Annotated in this window: 19 protein-coding genes; 15 read left to right on the forward strand and 4 right to left on the reverse strand. The window is 69.3% G+C overall.

Annotated elements, in window-relative coordinates:
* The first annotated feature begins 15 nt into the window (after window positions 1-15).
* From ACWDV4_RS03270 to ACWDV4_RS03280, 3 genes are read left to right on the forward strand one after another with little or no spacing between them, the layout of a single operon-like run.
* Window positions 16-1683 carry an ABC transporter permease subunit gene (locus tag ACWDV4_RS03270; RefSeq protein ID WP_449974465.1) on the forward strand — a complete coding sequence of 556 codons (1668 nt, stop codon included), beginning with the start codon at window positions 16-18 and terminating at the stop codon, window positions 1681-1683.
* Window positions 1680-2555, forward strand: a complete 876-nt coding sequence (locus ACWDV4_RS03275) for a sugar ABC transporter permease (protein ID WP_449974467.1) — start codon at window positions 1680-1682, stop codon at window positions 2553-2555. Before ACWDV4_RS03270 ends, ACWDV4_RS03275 begins: the two co-directional genes overlap by 4 nt.
* A gap of 38 nt (window positions 2556-2593) precedes the next feature.
* The gene (locus tag ACWDV4_RS03280; protein ID WP_449974676.1) at window positions 2594-4402 is read left to right on the forward strand and encodes a glycoside hydrolase family 13 protein; all 1809 of its coding nucleotides are present in this window, start codon (window positions 2594-2596) and stop codon (window positions 4400-4402) included.
* A 72-nt stretch (window positions 4403-4474) separates the two neighbouring features.
* On the opposite strand, the gene ACWDV4_RS03285 is transcribed toward ACWDV4_RS03280, so the two are convergent.
* Window positions 4475-5089: a TetR/AcrR family transcriptional regulator gene (locus ACWDV4_RS03285; RefSeq protein ID WP_449974469.1), complete on the reverse strand. Its 615-nt coding sequence runs from the start codon at window positions 5087-5089 to the stop codon at window positions 4475-4477.
* Between the two features lie 104 nt (window positions 5090-5193).
* Between ACWDV4_RS03285 and ACWDV4_RS03290 the strand changes: the two genes are divergently transcribed.
* The 8 genes from ACWDV4_RS03290 to ACWDV4_RS03325 all read left to right on the forward strand — a co-directional run bounded on the left by ACWDV4_RS03290 (window position 5194) and on the right by ACWDV4_RS03325 (window position 14625).
* Window positions 5194-6165: a hypothetical protein gene (locus ACWDV4_RS03290; RefSeq protein ID WP_449974471.1), complete on the forward strand. Its 972-nt coding sequence runs from the start codon at window positions 5194-5196 to the stop codon at window positions 6163-6165.
* Between the two features lie 98 nt (window positions 6166-6263).
* Window positions 6264-6605: a hypothetical protein gene (locus tag ACWDV4_RS03295; protein ID WP_449974473.1), complete on the forward strand. Its 342-nt coding sequence runs from the start codon at window positions 6264-6266 to the stop codon at window positions 6603-6605.
* 266 nt (window positions 6606-6871) lie between these two features.
* Window positions 6872-7936, forward strand: a complete 1065-nt coding sequence (locus tag ACWDV4_RS03300; RefSeq protein ID WP_449974677.1) for a BMP family lipoprotein — start codon at window positions 6872-6874, stop codon at window positions 7934-7936.
* A 280-nt stretch (window positions 7937-8216) separates the two neighbouring features.
* Window positions 8217-9773, forward strand: coding sequence for an ABC transporter ATP-binding protein (locus ACWDV4_RS03305; protein ID WP_449974678.1), 1557 nt, complete (start codon window positions 8217-8219; stop codon window positions 9771-9773).
* Window positions 9770-11197 carry an ABC transporter permease gene (locus ACWDV4_RS03310; RefSeq protein WP_449974475.1) on the forward strand — a complete coding sequence of 476 codons (1428 nt, stop codon included), beginning with the start codon at window positions 9770-9772 and terminating at the stop codon, window positions 11195-11197. Before ACWDV4_RS03305 ends, ACWDV4_RS03310 begins: the two co-directional genes overlap by 4 nt.
* 5 nt (window positions 11198-11202) lie before the next feature.
* Window positions 11203-12483 (forward strand): ABC transporter permease, encoded by a 1281-nt coding sequence (locus ACWDV4_RS03315; RefSeq protein WP_449974477.1) that lies wholly within the window; start codon window positions 11203-11205, stop codon window positions 12481-12483.
* A 23-nt stretch (window positions 12484-12506) separates the two neighbouring features.
* Window positions 12507-13214, forward strand: coding sequence for a cytidine deaminase (locus tag ACWDV4_RS03320; RefSeq protein WP_449974479.1), 708 nt, complete (start codon window positions 12507-12509; stop codon window positions 13212-13214).
* Window positions 13215-13344: 130 nt separating this feature from the next.
* Window positions 13345-14625, forward strand: coding sequence for a thymidine phosphorylase (locus ACWDV4_RS03325; protein ID WP_449974481.1), 1281 nt, complete (start codon window positions 13345-13347; stop codon window positions 14623-14625).
* A 31-nt stretch (window positions 14626-14656) separates the two neighbouring features.
* On the opposite strand, the gene ACWDV4_RS03330 is transcribed toward ACWDV4_RS03325, so the two are convergent.
* Window positions 14657-14824 (reverse strand): membrane protein insertion efficiency factor YidD, encoded by a 168-nt coding sequence (locus ACWDV4_RS03330; RefSeq protein WP_449974483.1) that lies wholly within the window; start codon window positions 14822-14824, stop codon window positions 14657-14659.
* Between the two features lie 350 nt (window positions 14825-15174).
* On the opposite strand from ACWDV4_RS03330, the gene ACWDV4_RS03335 reads away from it, so the two are divergent.
* Window positions 15175-15855, forward strand: coding sequence for a DUF4272 domain-containing protein (locus ACWDV4_RS03335; RefSeq protein ID WP_449974485.1), 681 nt, complete (start codon window positions 15175-15177; stop codon window positions 15853-15855).
* 66 nt (window positions 15856-15921) lie between these two features.
* Here the strand turns inward: ACWDV4_RS03335 and ACWDV4_RS03340 are convergent, their stop codons facing one another.
* Window positions 15922-16902, reverse strand: a complete 981-nt coding sequence (locus tag ACWDV4_RS03340) for a putative RNA methyltransferase (RefSeq protein WP_449974487.1) — start codon at window positions 16900-16902, stop codon at window positions 15922-15924.
* An 18-nt stretch (window positions 16903-16920) separates the two neighbouring features.
* On the opposite strand from ACWDV4_RS03340, the gene ACWDV4_RS03345 reads away from it, so the two are divergent.
* Complete coding sequence (locus ACWDV4_RS03345) at window positions 16921-17154, forward strand: hypothetical protein (RefSeq protein WP_449974489.1); 234 nt, start codon at window positions 16921-16923, stop codon at window positions 17152-17154.
* 84 nt (window positions 17155-17238) lie between these two features.
* Here the strand turns inward: ACWDV4_RS03345 and ACWDV4_RS03350 are convergent, their stop codons facing one another.
* A complete protein-coding gene (locus ACWDV4_RS03350) occupies window positions 17239-19497 on the reverse strand; it encodes an MMPL family transporter (protein ID WP_449974491.1) in 2259 nt (752 codons plus the stop codon).
* A 179-nt stretch (window positions 19498-19676) separates the two neighbouring features.
* On the opposite strand from ACWDV4_RS03350, the gene ACWDV4_RS03355 reads away from it, so the two are divergent.
* Together ACWDV4_RS03355 and ACWDV4_RS03360 are read left to right on the forward strand one after the other, a co-directional pair.
* Window positions 19677-21002, forward strand: a complete 1326-nt coding sequence (locus ACWDV4_RS03355) for a histidine kinase (RefSeq protein ID WP_449974493.1) — start codon at window positions 19677-19679, stop codon at window positions 21000-21002.
* Window positions 20999-21679 (forward strand): response regulator, encoded by a 681-nt coding sequence (locus tag ACWDV4_RS03360; RefSeq protein WP_449974495.1) that lies wholly within the window; start codon window positions 20999-21001, stop codon window positions 21677-21679. The genes ACWDV4_RS03355 and ACWDV4_RS03360 overlap by 4 nt, the downstream gene beginning before the upstream one ends.
* Window positions 21680-21683: the final 4 nt, after the last annotated feature.

The following is a 21683-nucleotide window of genomic DNA, read 5'->3' on the forward strand; positions in this document are numbered from 1 at the left end:
GATCGAGTCGGTGGCATGAGTGCACAGGTTGCCGGTGCGGGGTCCGACAAGACCCCGCACCGGGGACCGGCCGGCGGTGACCGGCCGGAACACGACAACGGGGCCAGCGGCGACCGGAAAACTCGGGGCGGCAGTCGCCGTGAGCGGCCCGTCACCGTAGCCGGCCTGCTGACCAAGGCGATCCTGCTCGGCCTGGTCGTCGCGATCGCGATCTGGGCGGCCATGCCGCTGATCGACGCCGAGGCCTGGGTCGGGCTGGCGATACTGGCGGTCGGCACCGGCGGGTTGTGCTACCTCTACCTGACCCACCGGTACATCCCCGCGAAGTACCTCGTCCCGGGAACCCTCTTCCTGCTGGCCTTCCAGGTCCTTCCGGTGCTTTACACGGTCAGCACGGCATTCACCAACTTCGGGGACGGGCACCGGGGGAGCAAAGAGGACGCGATCGTCGCGATCCAGACCTCCTCGGTGACCCAGGTGCCCGGCTCCACCGAGTACGCCCTCTCCGTCGCCACCACCGGTGACCCGGCCACCGGGCCGCTGGTCTTCCTGGTCACCGACCCGACCACCGGCGTCGTCTCGGCCGGCGACGCCGAAGGGCTGCGGACGCTCTCCGCCGCCGATGTGACCGTCGCCCCCGGCGGAAAGGTCACCGCCGCCGACGGCTACACCCTGCTCAACTTCGGCCAGGTGAGCGCCCGTAGCCAGGAGGTCACCGACTTCGCGGTACCCACCTCGGGTGGGGCGATCCGCTCCAGTGGCCTGTCCCGCGCCTACGAGGGCAAGGCGTTACGGGCGTACGACACCGGCTGCGACTGCGTACGCGACGCGGAAACCGGCAAGACCTGGACGGCCGACGCCGACCTCGGCGCGTTCGTGGCCGCCGACGGCGAGCGGCTGATCCAGGGCTGGCAGGTCAACGTCGGACTGAGCAACTTCGTCCGGCTCTTCACCGACGCCAACGTCTCCGGCCCGTTCCTCAGCACCCTGGTCTGGAACCTGGTCTTCGCGATCGCCTCGACCGGTGGGACCTTCATTCTCGGGATGCTCTGCGCCCTGGCCCTGCACTCGCCCCGGGTACGCGGTCGCAACATCTACCGGGTGCTGCTGATCCTGCCGTACGCCATGCCGGCCTTCGCCATGATGTTGATCTGGCGGGACATGTTCAACACCGACTTCGGCCTGATCAACAACCTGTTCGGGCTGAACGTGGACTGGTTCGGGCAGGAGTGGTCGGCCCGGCTCGCGGTGATCGGCGTGCAGTTGTGGCTCGGTTATCCGTACATGTTCCTGGTCGCCACCGGTGCGTTGCAGGCCATTCCGGCGGAACTGACCGAGGCCAGCTCGATCGACGGCGCATCCCCGTGGCAGTCGTTCCGGCGGGTCACCCTGCCGTTGCTGCTGGTCGCGCTCTCCCCGCTGCTGATCTCGTCGTTCGCCTACAACTTCAACAACTTCAACGCGATCCACCTGACCTCCGAGGGCGGGCCGTTCCCGGCCGACAATTCGAGCGTCGGCGCGACCGACCTGCTCATCACGTACACCTATCGGCTGGCCTTCGGTGCGGCCGGCGCCCAGTACGGCTTCGCGGCGGCGGTCTCGGTCATCATCTTCGCCCTGGTCGCGATCATCTCGGCGGTCAGCTTCCGGCGTACCCGGCAACAGGAGGAGGTGTATACGTGAGCACCGTCGAATCGTCGCGGGGTCGACGTGGTCGGTGGCTGACCCAGGTCGGCTGGCGGCACCTGGTGGGACTACTCGCCGTCGCCTTCTCGCTCTTCCCGATCGTGTTCGTCGTTTCCGCCGCGATCAACCCGTTGGGCACGCTCTCCTCGACCGAGCTCCTGCCCACCGGGGCGTCGCTGGACAACTTCGTCAACCTGTTCACCGACACCGAGTTCGGCCGCTGGTTCCTCAACTCGGTGCTCATCGCCGGACTGGCTGCGGCAGCGTCGGTGTTCCTGTCCGCGCTGGCCGCGTACGCCTTCTCCCGGATGCGGTTCCGGGGCCGGCGGGTGGGGCTGCTCGCCCTGCTGCTGATCCAGATGTTCCCGCAGTTCCTGGCGATCGTGGCGATCTTCCTGATCTTCACGAAGATCACCGATCTGTGGCCGGTGATCGGCTTCAACACCTCGTGGGGGCTGATGCTGCTCTACCTCGGGACGGCGTTGGGCGTGAACACCTGGCTGATGAAGGGGTTCTTCGACACCCTGCCCCGGGAGCTCGACGAGTCGGCCACCATGGACGGTGCCAGCCACGTCCAGGTCTTCTTCCGGATCATGTTGCCACTGGTGGCACCGATCCTGGCGGTCTCCGGGCTGCTCGCCTTCATCAGCACCATCAACGAGTTCCTGATCGCCAACGTCTTCCTCACCGACGCCGAGAGCAAGACCCTCTCCGTCGGCATGTACGGGCTGGTGGCCGGGGAGCGCAACGCCAACTTCGGCATCTTTGCCGCCGGCACCCTGCTGACCGCCGTACCCACCGTGGCGGTCTTCCAGTTCCTACAGCGCTACATCGTTTCCGGCCTGACCGCAGGCGCGGTCAAGGGGTGAAATCGGAGGTTCCCGGGTTGAGCCCGCAGCACATCCTGATGGCGCACCACGACGGGTCGGCGTACTACGTACCCCAGCAGACACCGGCACTCGGCGAGACCGTCTCGGTCTTCGTCCGGGTGCCGGAGGCGGCGGCGGTACGGCGGGTCTTCGTCCGGACCACCCCGGACGGCGAGCCCAAGTTCGCCCCGGCGCAGGTGGACCGACGCGGCGGCGGTGACGTCTGGTGGCGGGCCGAGGTGGTGGTCCGCAATCCGGTCAGCAACTACCGGTTCCTGCTCGACCACCCGGACGGTAACCGGTGGCTCACCGCGCGGGGGGTGGTCGACCACGACGTGCCGGACGCCACCGACTTCAGGCTGGTCGCCTACGATCCGCCGCCGGGCTGGGCCGCCGACGCGATGATCTACCAGATCTTCCCGGACCGGTTCGCCCGGTCGGCCGCTGCCGCCGACCGACAGCCGCCGGACTGGGCCATCCCGTGCGACTGGGAACGCACACCGGTGATCGGTAGTGGACCGGAGACGCCGTACCAGTTCTACGGCGGTGACCTGGACGGCATCACCGAACGGTTGGACCACCTGGACCGGCTGGGCGTCAACACCGTCTACCTCACCCCGGTCTTCCCGGCCCGCTCCAACCACCGGTACGACGCGAGCAGCTTCGACCGGATCGACCCGCTGCTCGGCGGGGACGCCGCCTATGCCCGGCTCGCCGAGGCGGTGCACGGTCGGGGCTGGCGGCTGCTCGGTGACATCACCAGCAACCACACCGGGGACGGGCACGAGTGGTTCGCCGCTGCGGCCTCCGATGTGGACGCGGCGGAGCGGGAGCTGTACTACTTCGACCCGGAGACCGGCGACTACGAGTCGTGGAACGGGGTCAAGTCGCTGCCCAAGCTCAACTGGGCCAGCGCCGAACTGCGGCGGCGGTTCGTCGAAGGGCCGGGCTCGGTAATGACCCGCTGGCTGCTGCCGCCGTACGGGCTGGACGGCTGGCGGGTGGACGTGGCCAACATGACCGGCCGGCGGGGGGACGAAGCGTACACCCACGAGGTGGCGGCACTGCTGCGCGCGGCGGTGGCCGGCACCCGGCCGGACGGGCTGGTGGTGGCCGAGCACGGGCACGACTACACCCGGGACCTGGACGCCAACGGCTGGCACGGCACGATGAACTACCCCGGCTTCACCGATCCGGTGTGGAGTTGGCTGGTCGGCGACGGGGTGGAGCTGCCCAACTTCCTGGGCGTGCCCGGTGGCGTACGGCGACGGGACGGCGCGTCGATGCTGGCCGCCATCCGAGGCTTCAGCTCGCTGGTGTCCTGGCGGTCGTACACCCACTCGTGGCAGCTGCTCGGCTCGCACGACTCGGCCCGGATCCGCAGCGTCGTCGGAGGTGCCGCCCGGCAGGAGGTGGCCGCCGGGCTGCTCTGCACCATGCCCGGCACTCCGATGATCTTTGCTGGGGACGAGCTGGGGCTGACCGGCGCCAACGGCGAGGGTTCGCGTACGCCGATGCCGTGGCACGCGCCGGAGAGCTGGGACACCGACACCCTCGCCCGCTACCAGCGGCTGATCGCCCTGCGCCGGGCCGAACCGGCGTTGCGGCACGGCGGGCTCCGCTGGGCGTACGTCGACGCGGACACCCTGGTCTTCCTACGTGAGGCGCCGACCGGCTCGGTGCTGGTGCTGGCCCGGCGGTCGGCCGGCGAACCGGTCAGCCTTTCCGGCCTGCCGGCGGCGGTGAACGTCTACGGCGGTGCGCCCGACCTGCGTCCCGTCGGTATGGGTGCGGTGACCCTGCCCGGCGACGGTCCCACCTTCCAGGTGTGGCGGCTCACCGACTGAGGCACATGGCGGCTTGTTGACTGCGGTGCGCGGTGGCTCACTGACTGTGGTGCGTGGCGGTGCCGGGGCGGATCAGGTGGTGTGGGTCCGCCCCGGCGTGTACGACAGCAGTGCCCGGACCCCCGCCAGGTAGGTCTCCCTGTCCGGGCCGGCGGCGAGGATGCGTTGCAGGGCATAGCCGGGGATCATCCCGAAGAGGGCGGCCCCGACCGCCTCGGCGTCGGCGTCGGCGGGTAGCTCGCCGGCGGCCTGGGCCCGCTGGGCGAGTACCACGAACTGCGCCCGGAATCTGCCGTACATCCGGCCGACGAATTCGGCCAGTACGGGGTCGCGGAGCGACTCGGCCCAGACCTGGACGGCGATGCGGAACATCCCGTTCGGGCCGGACTGGGTCTCGACGAAGGTGAGCGCCCGGTCCATTGCCTCGATCAGCGGCAACGGGGGTTCCTGCGTGGTCAGGTCGTCGAAGATCTGTTCCGCGCTGCCGATGACCACCTCGGCGCTCGCGGCGATCAGGTCGTTCTTGCTTTTGAAGTAGCGGTAGACGGCACCGACCGAGAGACCTGCCTCATTGATCACGTCCTGCATCGACGTGACATGGAAGCCGTTGCGCAGGAAGCAGCGCTGAGCTGCTTCGATGATCTGACGGCGGCGGGCGGCGAGGTGTTCGTCGGAGACGCGTGGCACGTCGCACAGCCTAAAACGAACGCTCGTTCCTTGACGCGGCGTCGCGCCGGGAGGACGCTGGGCCGCGTAAAGAGAACGAGTATTCGTTTTACTGGGGAGTGAAAATGATCCAGAGACTGGCCCGGGTCCGATCGCCGTTGGCCCTGGCGATCCTGGTGGCTGCCGCCGTGGTGCTGATACAGGCACTGCTCGTACCCCTGTTCGCCGGACCGGCGGTCAACCAGGCCCCCCGGGACCTACCGGTGGTCGTCGCCGGGCCGCCGCAGGCCACCGCCGGGCTGACCCAGCAGTTGGCGGCGAAGCAGCCGGGGGCCTTCGAGATCCGGACCGTGTCCGACGCGGCAGCGGCCGAGCAGGCGCTGCGCGACCGCGAGGCGTACGCCGCCTTTGTCGTCGGGGCCGACGGCCTGACCCTGTACACCGCCTCGGCCGCCAGCCCTGCCGTGGCCACCCTGCTCACCCAGGCCATGACCGAGTCGCCCACCGGAACGCCGGTACGGGTGGTCGACGTCGTACCCGGCGACCCGGACGACCCACGCGGAGCCGGCTTCGGGGCCGGGTTCCTGCCCCTCGCACTGACCAGCGTGCTCGTCGGAGTGGTGCTGACGTTGCTGAACCTTGGTCGGGCCGCCCGGCTGACCGGCCTGCTCGCCTACGGCGTACTGGCCGGACTCGTCGGGGCTGCGGTCATGCACGGCTGGCTCGGCGTGCTGTCCGGGACGTACCTGCTCAACGCCGCCGCGCTCGGGCTGTTCACGCTCGCGGTGTCGGCGACCGTGGTCGGGCTCGGTACAGCGATCGGACCGGTCGGTCTCGGTCTGGGCGCCCTGCTGATCTTCCTGGTCGGCAACGCGCTCTCCGGGGTCGCCTCGGCACCGGAGATGCTGCCCCAGCCGTGGGGCACGTTCGGTCAGTGGCTGCCGATCGGGGCGGGTGGCACCCTGCTGCGCTCGACGGCGTTCTTCGATGGTGCCGGAGCCATGGCTCCCGCCCTCATCCTGGCCGGCTACGCGGTGGTCGGCCTAGCGCTCACCCTGGTTAGGAAGGGCCCCTTGTTATCGGATTCTGTTGTATAAGGGGCCCTTCCTAACCGACACGCAGGGCTTCCGGCCCTAGTGAAGGCCATATCTACTACGATGCGTCGTTGACGTGGCGATAGGGGAGGATGCTCTTTATGGAAGCTCTGCGACTTGTACTGCTCTACGCGCATCTGATCGGGTTCGCGCTGCTGCTTGGCGGCGGAATCGCGCAATACGTGACCGGCCGGCTGCGGATCAACGCCGCCATGCTCTGGGGCGCGATCATCCAGGTGGTCTCCGGCATCGGCCTGTCCGCGCCGCTGCGCGACGGCAACGAGCCCTCGCCGGCAAAGTTGATCACCAAGCTGGTGTTGGCGCTGGCGATCTTCGTGATGGTTTTCTTCTCCCGCAAGCGGGAAGAGGTCAACCGTGGTCACTTCCTGGCGATCATCGGATTGACCCTGGTCACGGCCGCGGTGGCAGTCTTCTGGCGATAACGGCCTGAACTGCCAAAACGCCGATTGTCAGGCATCAAAGTGGACGCGCCGTCGGCGGAAAAGTGACCTTCGGCACGCTGAGGGTTACGCCTGGGTAACAGGCATCCAACAGTCCTGCACGGATGTCGGTCGGTGGGTGGGCGGGGGCGTACGCTCCCGTCCGTAATCTGGGATGCCGGTGGGCATGGCGCAGGCCGGCTTGGGCTGCCACCGCGACATGGGCGGTGTGCAATGGGAAGGAGACCGTCTTGCGCTCTGTGCGTGGGATGCGGGCCGTGTCGGTGATCGCGGTAGGTGGGCTCGCACTGGGGCTCGCCGCCTGTGGCGAGGCTCCGGAAGATGAGAAGGGCGGCGACAGCGCCGCCAAGAAGTACACCGCCTGCATGGTGACCGACGTCGGCGGCATCGACGACAAGTCGTTCAACACCTCGGCCTGGAAGGGCCTGGAGGCGGCGAAGGCCCAGGACAGCAACATCGACATCAAGTACGTCGCGTCCAAGGCCGAGGCTGACTACGAGCCGAACCTGACGCAGTACGTCAACCAGAAGTGCGACTTCATCCTGGCCGTCGGTGGCCTGATGGGCGACGCCACCTCGAAGATCGCCAAGGCGAACCCGAACCAGCAGTTCGGCCTCGTCGACGCGAAGGTCGAGGAGACCAACGTCTTCCCGATGGAGTTCGACACCGCGCAGTCGGCCTTCCTGGCCGGCTACCTCGCCGCCGGGATGACCAAGACCGGCAAGGTCGGCACCTACGGTGGCATGAAGATCGCGCCGGTGACGATCTTCATGGACGGCTTCGTTGACGGCGTGGCCCACTACAACAAGACCAAGGGCAAGACCGTCCAGGTCCTCGGCTGGAACAAGGAGACGCAGAACGGCGCGTTCTCCGGCTTCGAGAAGCAGGACGAGGGCAAGAAGCAGAGCGACACGCTGGTCGCCCAGGGTGCCGACATCATCATGCCGGTCGCCGGTGGCGCCGGCCTCGGCACCACCGCCGCCGCCCAGGCCTCCAACGGCAAGTACTCGGCCATCTGGGTGGACGTCGACGGCTGCGAGAGCACGCCCAACTGCTCGGCCCTGCTGACCACCGTTGCCAAGAACATCTCGGACGCGGTCAAGGACGCCGTGCTCAAGGCGGCCAAGGGCGAGAAGCTCACCGCCGCCCAGGGCACCATCGGCACGCTGGCCAACAACGGCGTCTCGATCGCCCCGTACCACGAGTTCGACAGCAAGGTGCCGGCGGAGCTGAAGGCCGAGGTCGAGAAGCTCAAGGCCGACATCATCGCCGGTACGATCACCGTCACCTCCCCGGCCCAGCCGAAGAAGTGACCCCCGGCCCAGCGACCCGTGGACCCCTCGGGGCCGCTTGGCTCACCTGGTAAAACAACCGGTACGACGGTTCGGCCGTCCCGCCCTCCCCGATGATCTTTCGGGGAGTCGGGGCGGCCGACCCGTACCGACCACTTCCCATCCGGCCCGGTCTGATGGTCTGATGGTCCGCTCGGCTGGCAGCTAGGCTGCACCATCGCCCGTACTCCAGGAGGTTGCGCTGAGACTCGAACTGCGCGGCATCACCAAACGGTTCGGTGACCTGGTCGCCAACGACCACATCGATCTGACGGTGGAGCCCGGAGAGATTCACGCGCTGCTCGGCGAGAACGGCGCGGGTAAGTCCACGTTGATGAACGTGCTGTACGGCCTGCTCCAGCCCGACGAGGGCGAGATCCTGGTCGACGGCGAGCCACGACGGATCAAGGGACCGGGCGACGCCATCGCCGCCGGGATCGGCATGGTGCACCAGCACTTCATGCTGGTGCCGGTGCTGACCGTGACGGAGAACGTCATGCTCGGCGCCGAGCAGGTGCGCGGCGGCATCGTCGGCTTCCTCGACCGGCGGCGGGCCCGTCGTCAGGTGGCGGAGGTCTCCACCCGGTTCCACCTGCAGGTCGACCCGGACGCGGTGATCGAGGAGCTGCCGGTCGGCATCCAGCAGCGGGTCGAGATCGTCAAGGCGCTGACCCGTGATGTCGACCTGCTCATCCTGGACGAGCCGACCGCCGTACTGACCCCGCAGGAGACCGAGGAACTGCTCGCGGTCATGCGGTCGCTCAAGGAGTCCGGCAAGTCGATCGTCTTCATCACCCACAAGCTCAAGGAAGTCAAGGCGATCGCCGATCGGATCACGGTGATCCGCCGGGGTCGTACGGTGGGCACCGCCAGCCCGCAGGCCAGCGAGGACGAGTTGGCCGCACTGATGGTCGGCCGTTCGGTGCAGTTGCGGGTGGACAAGGCTCCGGCCGAGCCGGGCGAGCCGGTGCTCCAGGTCGAAGGGCTCGTCGTCGAGGACGACCGGCGGGTCCGAGCCGTTGACGGGGTGGACCTGACCGTACGGGCCGGTGAGGTGCTTGGCATCGCCGGTGTGCAGGGCAACGGCCAGACCGAGCTGGTCGAGGCGATCATGGGTCTGCGGCCGGCGCTGGCTGGTTCGGTGGCCCTTGCCGGGCAGCGGATCGACGGCTGGTCGCCGAAGAAGGTGCTCCGCGCCGGGGTCGGCTACGTCCCCGAGGACCGCAGCGTCGACGGCGTGGTCAAGGAGTTCAGCGTCGCCGAGAACCTGGTGCTGGACCTGTACGACCAGTCGCCGTTCGCTTCCGGCCTCGCCCTCAAGCTCGACGCCATCGCCGACTCGGCCAAGGAACGGATCGCCCAGTTCGACATCCGTACCCCCTCGGCCGACGCCCCGGTCAGCACGCTGTCCGGCGGTAACCAGCAGAAGGTGATCGTGGCGCGGGAGATGTCCCGCCCGCTGAAGCTCTTCGTGGCCGCGCAGCCCACCCGGGGCGTGGACGTCGGCTCGATCGAGTTCATCCACCACCAGATCATCCACGAGCGGGACGTCGGCACGGCGGTGTTGGTGATCTCCAGCGAACTGGACGAGGTGCTCAGTCTGGCCGACCGGATCGCCGTTATGTACCGGGGCCGGATCCTCGGCATCGTCGGGCCCGACACCCCACGCGAGACGATCGGCCTGATGATGGCCGGCATCACCGGGAACGCCGACGCCGACACCCCAGGCGCCCCGTCCACCGGCACCTCCACCACCGGTGACCCGACCACCGACGCCCCGACCACCGGCGCTCCGGGCAGCAGCGAGGAAACGTCATGAGCAAGGTCAACCCTGCGGCCGACTCCCCGTCGCCGGACAAGGACCCGGCCACCGAGGCGGTACGCGCCGACCAGGAGGTCGCGGGTGCCGAGGCGGCGGTCGCGGACGAGGCAGCGGCCGCCGCTGGTACGCAGCAGCCGGCCGCTGGCGCAGAGAAGACGGTCGGCAAGCAGGACCAGAAGCCGGCGGAGCCGGACGGTGACAACCGTTCCTTCGGGCAACACTTTCTGCAGAGCCTCTGGGCAGCCAACACGGTCACCGTCACCGCGCTCGCGCTGGTGCTGGCGATCGTCATCGGTGCGGTGCTCATCATCATCTCCGACCCGGACGTGCTGGCCACCTACAGCTACATCACCGCCCGACCGTCGGACGCGATCAACTCCAGTTGGGCTGCGGTCAGTGATGCCTACGCCAACCTGTTCAAGGGTGCTGTCTTCGACCCCGAGGCGATCAGCGCCTGGCTCAACGGGACCAACGACTGGAAGCCGGTCTTCGCGCCGATCTCCGAGACGCTGACCTACACCACGCCCCTGGTTTTCACCGGGCTGTCGGTGGCGCTCGCCTTCCGGGGTGGCCTGTTCAACATCGGCGCCCAGGGCCAGGCGATCATCGGCGTGATCCTCGCCGCGCTGGCCGGTTTCCTGCTGCCGCTGCCGCCGGTCGTACACCTGATCGTGGCGCTGCTCGCCGGTGCGCTCGGCGGCGCGCTCTGGGGCTTCATCCCCGGCTTCCTGAAGGCGCGTACCGGGGCCCACGAGGTGATCAACACGATCATGCTCAACTACGTGGGCGTCTACTTCCTGGCCTGGATCATCCTGCAGAACGGGGTGAAGGAGCCCACCCGTACCGACGCGATCAGCCGGTCGGTGGACAGCTCGGCGCAACTGCCCCGCCTGCTCGGCGACGACCTGCGGATGCACTCCGGCATCCTGCTGGCGGTCCTGGCCACCTGGCTGGTCGCCTGGCTGCTCAACCGCTCCACCTTCGGTTTCGAGCTGCGGGCCGTAGGGTCCAACCCGGACGCCGCCCGTACCGCCGGGATCAGCGTCGGCAAGACGTACATGCTGCTCATGGCGATCGCCGGGGCGCTGGCCGGGCTCGGTGGGGCGAACATGGTGCTCGGCAGTACGGCGAGTGCCCTCACCCCGCTGGTGGCCGCCGAGATTGGCTTCAACGGCATCCTGGTGGCGCTGCTCGGCCGCGTGAAGCCCTGGGGGGTCGCGCTCGCCGCGCTGCTCTTCGGCGCGTTGCAGGCCGGCGGTAACCGGATGCAGTCGTACGCAGGGGTGTCGCTCGAACTGGTCACCGTGCTTCAGGCGCTGATCGTCATCTTCATCGCCGCTCCGGCCATGGTGAAGGCGCTCTTCCGGCTCCGCGCCGCGCGGGCCGCCCGGTTGCAGACGAGCCTGGCGAAGGGTTGGTGACCGCTATGTCCACCATGGCTGTCGAGGATGTCGCGGTCGCCCCGGTCGACAAGGGGTTCTGGACCCGTAACCGCAAGACAGGTGCCATCCTGGCGGTGCTCGGGGTGATCGCGGCGGTGCTGTTCGGGGCGCTGGCCACCGATCAGGCGGCCCGGTTCACCCTCAGCGAGGACGCAGCTGGTGCCGCGTTGGAGATCAACGGTACGGTCGGCGCGATCGCCTTCGGGGTGGTGGCGGCGGCGGCTGGTCTCGCCTTCCTGATCGGGGTACCGGACCGGTGGTTCGGTCTGCTGGTCGGCTTGGGCGTCATCGGTTTCGTGCTCTCCTTCCTCTGCTGGCAGGTGTCGACCGCACCGACCGGGCAGAACTTCATGCCGATGGTCAACATGGTCCGGGGCACGTTCCTCCTGGCCCTGCCGCTGATCTTCGGCGCGCTCGCCGGACTGCTCTGCGAACGCTCCGGCATCGTCAACGTGGCCATCGAGGGCCAGTTGCTGATGGGGGCCTTCTCCGGGGCGCTCTTCGGCTCGATCAGCGGAAACGTCTGGGTGGGTCTGGTCGCGGCTGCCATCGGTGGCGCGTTCATCTCGCTGCTGTTGGCGGTCTTCAGCATCCGCTACCTGGTCGACCAGGTGGTCATGGGCATCGTGTTGAACCTGTTCGCCGTCGGTGTGACCGGGTTCCTCTACGAGCGGCTGATGCAGACCAACACCGCCAAGTACAACCAGGCGCCCCGGTTCACCAACTGGGAGATCCCGCTGCTGTCGGACATTCCGGTGCTCGGGCCGGCGCTGTTCCGCGGCAACATCTTCCTCTACACGGCGCTGATCCTGGTCTTCGTCATCTACATCGGGCTGTACCGTACCCGCTGGGGACTGCGTACCCGGTCCGTGGGCGAGCACCCCACCGCCGCGGACACCCTCGGTGTGAAGGTGCTCCGGCTGCGCTACCGCAACGTGCTGCTCGCCGGGATGGTCGCCGGTATCGGTGGTGCCTCCTACACGCTGGCGCTCTTCACCTTCACCAAGAACATGATCGGCGGTAAGGGCTTCATCGCGCTGGCCGCACTGATCTTCGGGCGGTGGAGCCCCACCGGTGCGCTGCTGGCCGCGCTCTTCTTCGGCTTCGCCGACCAGCTCGCCACGTACCTCAGCGCCATCGACAGCATCATCCCCAGCCAGTTCCTGTCGATGCTGCCGTACCTGGCGACGATGCTGGCGGTGGCCGGACTGGTGGGCAAGGTCCGGGGCCCTGCGGCTGCCGGCAAGCCCTACGTGAAGAGCTGACCCGTCAGGTGCAGGATGGAACGGTGACAAACCAGGTCGACTGGGCGCAGCTACGTGCTGCTGCCATCGAGGCGATGCGCCACGCGTACGTCCCGTACTCGAAGTTTCCGGTCGGTGCCGCCGGGCTGGTTGACGACGGCCGGATCGTGGTCGGCTGCAACGTGGAGAACGCGGCGTACGGCGTGGTGCTGTGCGCCGAGTGCGGTGTGGTCTCCGCGCTGCACGCCAGCGGCGGTGGCCGACTGGTCGCACTCTCCTGCGTGGGGGCGACCGGTGAGCCGCTGATGCCCTGCGGGCGCTGCCGACAGTTGCTGTGGGAACAGGGCGGGCCGGACTGCCTGGTCGAGGCTGACCCGGCCCCGCTGCGGGTGAGCGACCTGCTGCCGCACGCCTTCGGGGTGGCGGACCTGGAGGCGCTCGCGGCGGAAAGGTCACTGCCGACGGTGCCCGAACGGCTGGCCGCCTGGCGGGGGCGAGGCACGGTCTTCGTGCACCCTGACGTCTCCGCTGGCCAGCAGGTGTGGACCGCCTACTGGGAGCGGTCCGGCGGGGGCGAGGGTGCCGAGCCCGGAGTCCTGGAGGAGGGGCCGAACTGGCCTGATGCGGACGAGGCGGTGGCCTGGGGCCACGCCCGTACGCCCCGGGTCGTGGTGGTCGAAGCCGACGGGACGATGCTCTGGGCCGGTGAGGGAGACCCGCCTACGGAGATCCCGGACCGCTGGGTGGGCTGAGCTTTTGGTGTTTTTTGGTGTTAGGAAGGGCCCCTTCTTATCGCTTTTTGTATAGGAAGGGGCCCTTCCTAACGCCCCGACAGTACGGACGGCCCGGCGTTACCGCAGGGGCCAGGGAAGGACGACGAACGTGAGTGGGTTCGCGGCGGTCGACGTGATCCGGGCCAAGCGCGACGGTGGAGTGCTCTCCGACGCGCAGATCGACTGGGTGGTGGACGCGTATACCCGGGGGCAGGTCGCCGACGAGCAGATGTCGGCGCTGGCCATGGCGATCCTGCTGCGGGGCATGACCGGACCGGAGATCGCCCGGTGGACCGCCGCGATGATCGCCAGCGGGGAACGGCTGGACCTGTCCGGGGTCGGCCGCCGCACCGTCGACAAGCACTCGACCGGCGGCGTCGGCGACAAGATTACCCTGCCGCTCACTCCGCTCGTCGCCGCCTGCGGTGCCGCCGTACCGCAGCTCTCCGGGCGGGGACTCGGCCACACCGGCGGCACGCTGGACAAGCTGGAGTCGATCCCCGGCTGGCAGGCCCGGGTGAGCAACGATGAGTTCATCACCCAGTTGCGTGACATCGGCGCGGTGATTTGCGCCGCCGGCGAGGGGCTGGCCCCCGCTGACCGCAAGCTGTACGCGCTGCGCGACGTCACCGGCACCGTCGAGGCGATCCCGCTGATCGCCAGCTCGATCATGAGCAAGAAGATCGCCGAGGGTACGGGTGCCCTGGTGCTGGACGTGAAGGTCGGTACCGGTGCCTTCATGACCTCGGTCGACGACGCCCGCGAACTGGCTCGCACCATGGTCGAACTCGGTACGGCCCACGGAGTGAACACCGTCGCCCTGCTCACCGACATGTCGACCCCGCTCGGTCTGACCGTGGGCAACGCCGTCGAGGTGACCGAGTCGGTCGAGGTGCTCGCCGGGGGCGGCCCGGCCGACGTGGTGGAGCTGACTCTGGCCCTGGCCCGGGAGATGCTGGTCGCGGCGGGACTGCCGGACGTCGACCCGGCCGCGGCACTGCGCGACGGGCGGGCGATGGACTCCTGGCGGGCCATGATCCGGGCCCAGGGCGGTGACCCGGACGCCCCGCTGGCCACCGCCAACGAGGTCGAGGTGGTACGCGCCGACCGGGACGGCTTCGTGGACACGATGGACGCGTACGCGATCGGGATCGCCGCCTGGCGGCTCGGCGCGGGCCGGGCCCGCAAGGAGGACCCGGTCAGCGCCGCCGCCGGCGTGGTGTTGCACAAGAAGCCCGGTGACCCGGTCCGGGCCGGTGAGCCGCTGCTTGAACTGCGGGCCGACGATGCGGCCCGAATCCCGGCGGCCCGGGTGGACGCCGACCGTGCGGTCACCATCTCGGCCACGCCGCCCAGCCGTACGCCGTTGGTCATCGACCGGATCGCCTGAGCTCTCCCGTCACCCGACTCGGTTCGTGTCGTCAGCGGACCGGGTCGTGGGTGCCGTGCGGAGTCTCGGGACGACAACGGCGTACCCGCTCGGCGGCCATCCGACCGTCCACCGCCAGTCCGCACCGCTCCACTGCGGCCAGCCCGTACGCCCCGCAGGTCGGCGTGAATCGGCACTGCCCTGGCCAGTGTGGTGACAACCTGGCCAGTGTGGTGACAACCAGCGGCGGTAGCCCCTAATCGTCGCCAGACGCACCCGGTCCACGACAGGTGCCCGGATGGTCTCCCAGATGCGTCTGAACATGGCCCGCTGCGCGCCGCCCTCGACCGTGCCGACCTGGTCTGCGTCATCGGCCGGTGGTGTAACCAGCTTGTCGCTCGGCATGCCCGGCTCCCTGACGGTTCGGCCCCGAACCACCGGCTATATTCGGCGACGCCAAGCGGGATTCGGTTGCCCGGGAAGTGGACGCTGGAGCAACCGTCGAGGTGGCGGCATCCGGCATCCGGCCGCCAGCCGCCCGCCGCCGTCAAGCAGCGAGGACCAGAAACCGTGAGCGTACCCGCGCCCGATCCGCGAGCCGTCCGGGCGGCGAACATCGAACAGTTGCAGCACCTCGGGCTGCCCCTACCGCCGGCTGAATTTCCGCTGGTGTGGGAGCCCGGGGACGAGGTCGAGTTGCGTCCGACCGGCGAGATCGAGGCGCGTACCGCCGTACTGCAACTGATTATGGCGCGGTGCTTCGGAATGACCCCGGAGACCGCCGTGAGCTGGTTGACCGCGTCGGGTCTGACCGAGACGGTCACTCCGCCGGAGTGGGATTTCATCGCGGCGGGAACGGGCGACCACCGTTCGTTCGTACTGCATCATGACGCGGTTTTCGCGTTGTGCTGGGTGCTTGGCCTGACCCGCCAGTTCGACCCGACCGTGCCGAGTGACCAGCGCCTTCTGGCCCAGCTCCCCAACCTGACGGTCGGGGAGACGTTCATCGACTGGCGGTCGCGTTCGCTGGCCGCGCCCCGGGGGCCGGTCGAGGTGGCCACCATGCTCGACTTCCACTACTGCCTGGACTGGGGCTACCTGGAGGCGGAGCGGGTAGGGGCTCCGTTACCCGGGTTGATCGACGCCAACGCCATCGGGCAGCGCCGTTGGGCGTTGGAGTGGGCGGTGATCTTCCGTGGTCCGTACCACGATCCACCCGGTGGCTGGGAAGAGGTCGACCTCTCCATCTGAGCCGCCCAGCTGTTAGGAAGGGCCCCTTCCTATGCAAAATGCGATAAGAAGGGGCCCTTCCTAACATCAACGCGGGTGGTAGATCCCGAGGCGTACAGCGGCGGTGACGGTGACCGGCTCCGGCAGGGCGGCGATCCGGTCGGCGAGGGTGGTCGGGTCGGTGTGCCAGGCGCTGGGGCCCATTCCGACCAGGGTGTGCACCTCCCGTCGGGTCAGCCGGAGCCGGCTGGTGTGCTCGGTCTGTCGGGCCAGGGTGAATTGGCCGGAGAGGCTGTCGGCGACCCGTTCGGCCTTGTCCGGGTCGACCCGCAACAGGTCCAGCCCGTCGACCAGTTCGGTGAGATGCTCGGCGGCGGGGGTGACCACCAGCAGGGCGCCGTCGGGCCGTAGGACGCGCCGGAACTCCGCGCCGTTGCGGGGCGCGAAGACGTTGAGGAGCACCGTCGCCGACCCGTCGGCCAGGGGGAGCGGCTGCCAGGTGTCGGCCAGGGCGGCACCGGCCCGTGGGTGGATCCGGGCCGCTCGACGTAGCGCCGGCTTCGAGACGTCCAGGGCGAGACCGACGGCGGTGGGCCAGGCGTCGAGCACCTCGGCCAGGTACCGGCCGGTGCCGGCTCCGGCGTCGACCACCAACGGCGGGTACGACCTCCGCCCGGCCCGATCAGCGTCCGCGAGGTCGGCGTCGACCGGCCGGCCCGGTTTGGCGTCAACTGGCCGGCCCGGTTTGGCGTCAACTGGCCGGCTCGGTTCGGCGTTGCCCGGCTCGTCCTGGTTAGCCTCAGCCCGGGTGGCTTCGAGGAGGGCAGCTTCGGCCAGGGCGGTGGAGATCGGCTGGTAGTGGCCGGCGGTGAGGAACTCCTCCCGGGCGGCGACCATCTCTGGGCTGTCCCCGACGTGTGGGGCCCGCCCGGTGAGCAGATTGACGTACCCCTGCTTGGCGATGTCGAAGCTGTGTCCCCGGGGGCACCGGATCGAGGTTTCGGCCAGTGCCAGCGCCAGTCCGCAGACCGGGCAGCGCAAATTCCGGAGTACGACGTCGGTCAGCATGCGGGGTCACCTTCCGAGGTGGCGATGGACGCCGTCGGCGAGCGCGGCGTGGATGAGGAAGGCGGGCTCCGGCATGAACATCCTTGGACCATAGCGATGATCTGCAGAGTCGCCACCCGCCTCAGCAGGACTTCGCCAGGCCCTGACCGCCCGGCGACGTACGAACACGACCTCGCGGTGGGACTCATCGGTCGTAGAGCGGGTGATGCGGATGTCCTCGGTGATCTGGGATTGCTGATGTTCTTCCGATGATCGGCAAGCACGTACAGGCGCAGCTGCTGTTGCTTTCGGCCGTGGCAGACAGTCGCATCGGGTAGACCGGGGCTGCAACCCGCCTCAGCTGCGCTCCAGGGCCAGCCGGGGCAGTCGCCGATCGAGCCAGACCGGCAGCCACCAGGCCAGGGTGCCGAGCAACCGCATCACCGCCGGAAGGATCAGGCATCGGATGACGACGGCGTCGAGGAGGATCGCTACGGCGAGACCGAGACCGAACTGCTGGAGCATCCGGTCCGGGCTGAGCAGGAACGCCCCGAAGACGACGATCATGATGGCGGCGGCAGCGGTTACCACCCGTCCCGTGGTGGCCAGTCCTTCCCGGACGGCCAGGCTCGCGTCCCGGCTCCGCTCCCAGGTCTCGTGCATCCGGGCCAGCAGGAACACCTCGTAGTCCATGGAGAGGCCGAAGACGATCGCGAAGATCATCACGGGTACGAACGCCTCGATCGGTCCGGGTTGCACCCCGAACATGCCGTGTTGGAACACCAGGGTGATGGTCCCCATCGCCCCGCCGACGCTGAGCAAATTGAGCAGCGCGGCCTTGACCGGAATGAGCAGCGACCGGAAGACCAGCAGGAGTAACAGCGCGGAGAGACCGACCACGATCGCGACGAAGAGAGGCAGCCGGGCGGCGACAGCATCAGCGAAGTCCACCGTGGCGGCGGTGCCGCCACCGACCAGGAACGTCGCGCCCGTCTCCCGAGCCACGGACGGCAGCACCTGGTCGCGGAGTCGGCTCACCAACTCGCCGGTCTGGGCGTCCTGCGGCTTCGAGTCGGGAAAGACCAGCACCATGGCCAGGCCCGGACCAGAGGCCACCGGCGGTACGGCGGCGGCCACACCGGGGGCGACCGCCAGCGCCCGGTACGCAGCCTGCGCCGCTGGCCCACCGTCCTGCCCGGCATCGCCCACTGGCCCACCGTCCTGCCCGGCATCGCCCACTGGCCCACCGTCCTGCCCGGTCGGTCCGCCGCTTGACACGGTGTCGCCACCCTGTACGACCACGATCAGCGGACCGCTGAACCCGGGGCCGAATCCCTCGGCGAGCAGGTCGTAGGCTCGCCGGTTGGTCGACGACACCGGATCGTTGCCCGCATCGGCGAAGCCGAGCCGCATGCCGAGCGTCGGCGCGGCCAGGGCCAGCAGGGCGGCGACCGGCACCAGCAGCGCCAACCAGCGATAGCGTTCCACCCCGACCGTCCACCGCCGCCAGCCCGCGCCCTCGGTGGCCGTCCCCCGGCGTTGCGCCCGACGTCGTACGTTTCGTTCGATTTGGCCGCCAAGGATGGCCAGCAGGGCGGGCAGCAGGGTCAGCGCGGCAACCATGGTGACCAGAACGGTGACTGCGATGGCCACGGCGACGCCCTGGAGCGAGCCGAGGCCGAGGGCGATCAGGCCGAGCAGGGCGATGATGACTGTGCCACCAGCGAAGAGCACCGTCCGGCCTGCGGTGTCCAGGGCGGTACGCGTCGCCTGCTCGCGATCCGCACCCGCGATCAGCTCGGCGCGGTACCGGGAGAAGATCAGCAGGGCGTAGTCGATGCCGACGCCGAGCCCGACCAGCATCATCAGCGGTACGGTGAACTCGGCCACGGTCGCCACCCGGGAGGCGAGCACCAGCAGGCCGATCGTGCCGCCCACCGCGAAGATCGCCACGATGATCGGCAGGCTGGCGGCCAGCAACGAGCCGAAGAGCAGCACCAGGACCACCAGGGCGGCGAGCAGCCCGATTCCCTCAACCGGGCCGCCCCCGCTGGCTTGGGCGGTGCGGATCGCATCGCCGCCCAATTCGACCTGGAGACCGTCGCCGCCGGCCGCCTGGGCGGTGTCGACGATCGTACGGACGGCGTCGGCCGGCACCTCCTGCGCCGTACCGTCCAGGGTGACCGTGGCGTACCCGATGGTGCCGTTCGGGGAGATCGCGTGGGGACCGGTGTACGGGTCGACCACCGCCACCACGTGTGGCAGTCGCCGTACCTCGTCGAGCATTCCGGTCACCCGGGCCTGGGTGTGCGCCTCGGTCAGCCCGCCGGTGTCCCGCAGCACGATCTGCACGGTGTCCCCGGCGCGGGTCGGGGCCCGGTCCTGGAGCAGGTCGGCGGCGCGTTGCGACTCGGTGCCGGGCAACGAGAAGTCGTTGCGGTAGTCGCTGCCGACCAGTTGCGCGGCGACCGTGACGGTGGCGAGTACGACCACCCACAGTGCCAGCGGCCACCATCGGTGCCGGTACGACCAGCCGGCCAGTCGCTCGAAGCCGCTGGCCCGTCGGCCGGTACCCGGGTCTGCTCCAGTGGTGGGCTGGGGATGGGACTGGCGCATGGCTGCCACGGTGGTCTGACCTCCCGGATCGGTTTCCTCGACTACCTCCGGGACGCTAGGAATTCAGGACAGTCAGCGGAAACGCCCGCCGGGGCGATACCGGCGTACCCCTGAGGAGGGAGGCCGAGCACCCCCGGCGAGTGATTCCGGGGCGGCCGACGGCCACCTACCCTCGAACCGTGACGCGGCGAAGTCTGACGATCGATGCCGGGGTCGCCGGGCTGGTGTTCGGGGCCACCCTCGCGATCCTCGCCGCCCGGGGTTTCGGTTCGCCGTACCCGGGGGCTCGGGGGCTTGACGTGGTCGGGGCGGTCCTGGCCGCCTTCGCGAGCCTGCCGCTGGTCGTACGGCGCACCCGAGCGCTCACCGCCTACCTGGTCATCGCCGTGGCCACGTTGGTGTTGCTCTGGCTCGGCTACTCACTGGACGGACCGGTCGGGGTCGCGGTGGCGACGTACAGCGTCGCGGTCGCCTACAGCGGCGAGCGCCGGCTGGCCCGGCGGCTGACCGCGATGCTGGCCATTGTCGGCTTCCTGGTGGTGGTCACGGTCGGCTACGCGGCGGCCGGCATCTCCGGTCGGGCGATGGTGACGTTGGTGCTGGTCTGGCCAGCGTTCTTCGCCGGGCTGTGGATTGCCGGGGACCGGACCCGGCTGCGCCGCGAGCGGCTGGACGCGCTCGCTGAACGCGCCAGTCGGGCCGATCGGGAGGCACAGCGGGAGCGTCGGCTGGCTGCCGCGCGGGAACGTACCCGGATTGCCCGGGAGTTGCATGACTCGGCCGGGCACGCGATCAACGTGATCCTGGTCCAGGCCGGTGCCGCCCGGCTACTGCACGAACGTGACCCGGAGCGGTCCCGGGCCGCGATCGAGACGATCGAGCGGGTCGCCCGGGACATGATCGACGAGATCGACCGACTGGTCGGCGCGTTGCGGGAGGACGATGTGCCGGCGGGCTCGCCGGTGCCGGCGGATCCGTCCGCGCTGGACGAACTGTTGGGCCGGTACGAGGCCGCCGGGTTACGGATCGCCGCCGACGTCAGCGGCACCCGGGGCGTACTGCCGCCGAGTGTGGCCTGGGCCGCGTACCGGATCCTGCAGGAGGCGCTGACCAACGCGACCCGGCACGGCACCGGTACCGCCGTGGTCGCCATCGGCTTCGGTCCCGAGGCTGTCGAGATCACCGTGACCAATCCGGTGCGGCGGGGCGGGACGGTCGAGCCGGTGGAGGCGACCGGCCGCAGTGGTCACGGCATCGTGGGTATGCGGGAGCGAGCCCTGCTGCTCGGCGGCACCCTTGATGTGACCGACGACGACTGCCGGAGCTTCCGCCTCTCCGCGCGACTGCCGCACGCCCGATCCACGGAAGCGTCCCGATCCACGGAAGCGTCCCGATCCACGGAAGCGTCCCGATCCACGGAAGCGTCCCGGTCAGCGGAGGAGTCCGGATCCACTGAGGTGTCCCGATCAGCGGCGGATGCCCGGGTGCCGGGGGTGATTTCATGATGCCGCTGCGGGTGCTGGTGGTGGACGACGACGACCTGATGCGGGCCGGCCTGCGGGCGGTGCTCTCCAGCGACGAGACGATCGTGGTGGTCGACGATGCCGCCAACGGTGTCCAGGCGATCGAGCGGACCCGGCAACACCGGCCGGACGTGGTGTTGATGGATGTCCGCATGCCGCAGTTGGACGGTATCGCGGCCACCCGGGAGATCGTCGCTGCCGTACCCGGCTCCCGGGTGTTGATCCTCACCACCTTCGAGGACGACGACTACGTCTACGGTGCGCTGACCTCGGGTGCCTCCGGGTTCCTGCTGAAACGCACCCAGCCCGAGCAGTTGATCGCCGCCATCCACACCATCGCCGCCGGTGATTCGCTGCTGTCGCCGTCGGTGACCCGTACGGTGATCGACCGGATGGTCCGCGCGCCGCAGCCGGACCCGGTGGCCAGCCGACGGCTGCGTGCCCTCACCCCGCGTGAGCGTGACGTGCTCGAACTTGTCGCCCGAGGGCTGTCCAACGCCGAGATAGCCGCCACGCTGTTTGTGGAGGAGTCCACCGTCAAGACCCACATGAAGCGGATCCTGGCCAAGCTGGGGCTGCGCGATCGGGTCCAGGCCGTGATCCTGGCGTACGAGACTGCGCTGGTCCGACCGGGGGAACGGTCGCCGGTACGCGACTGACGGC

The organism is Micromonospora sp. NPDC003197, from assembly GCF_053590565.1.

Coding starts and splice junctions, on each gene's coding strand:
- ACWDV4_RS03295 (WP_449974473.1), top strand. CDS start 6,264: ATGGAAGCTCTGCGACTTGTACTGCTCTACGCGCATCTGATCGGGTTC.
- ACWDV4_RS03310 (WP_449974475.1), top strand. CDS start 9,770: ATGAGCAAGGTCAACCCTGCGGCCGACTCCCCGTCGCCGGACAAGGAC.
- ACWDV4_RS03280 (WP_449974676.1), top strand. CDS start 2,594: ATGGCGCACCACGACGGGTCGGCGTACTACGTACCCCAGCAGACACCG.
- ACWDV4_RS03360 (WP_449974495.1), top strand. CDS start 20,999: ATGATGCCGCTGCGGGTGCTGGTGGTGGACGACGACGACCTGATGCGG.
- ACWDV4_RS03340 (WP_449974487.1), bottom strand. CDS start 16,902: ATGCTGACCGACGTCGTACTCCGGAATTTGCGCTGCCCGGTCTGCGGA.
- ACWDV4_RS03270 (WP_449974465.1), top strand. CDS start 16: ATGAGTGCACAGGTTGCCGGTGCGGGGTCCGACAAGACCCCGCACCGG.
- ACWDV4_RS03350 (WP_449974491.1), bottom strand. CDS start 19,497: ATGCGCCAGTCCCATCCCCAGCCCACCACTGGAGCAGACCCGGGTACC.
- ACWDV4_RS03315 (WP_449974477.1), top strand. CDS start 11,203: ATGTCCACCATGGCTGTCGAGGATGTCGCGGTCGCCCCGGTCGACAAG.
- ACWDV4_RS03290 (WP_449974471.1), top strand. CDS start 5,194: ATGATCCAGAGACTGGCCCGGGTCCGATCGCCGTTGGCCCTGGCGATC.
- ACWDV4_RS03300 (WP_449974677.1), top strand. CDS start 6,872: ATGCGGGCCGTGTCGGTGATCGCGGTAGGTGGGCTCGCACTGGGGCTC.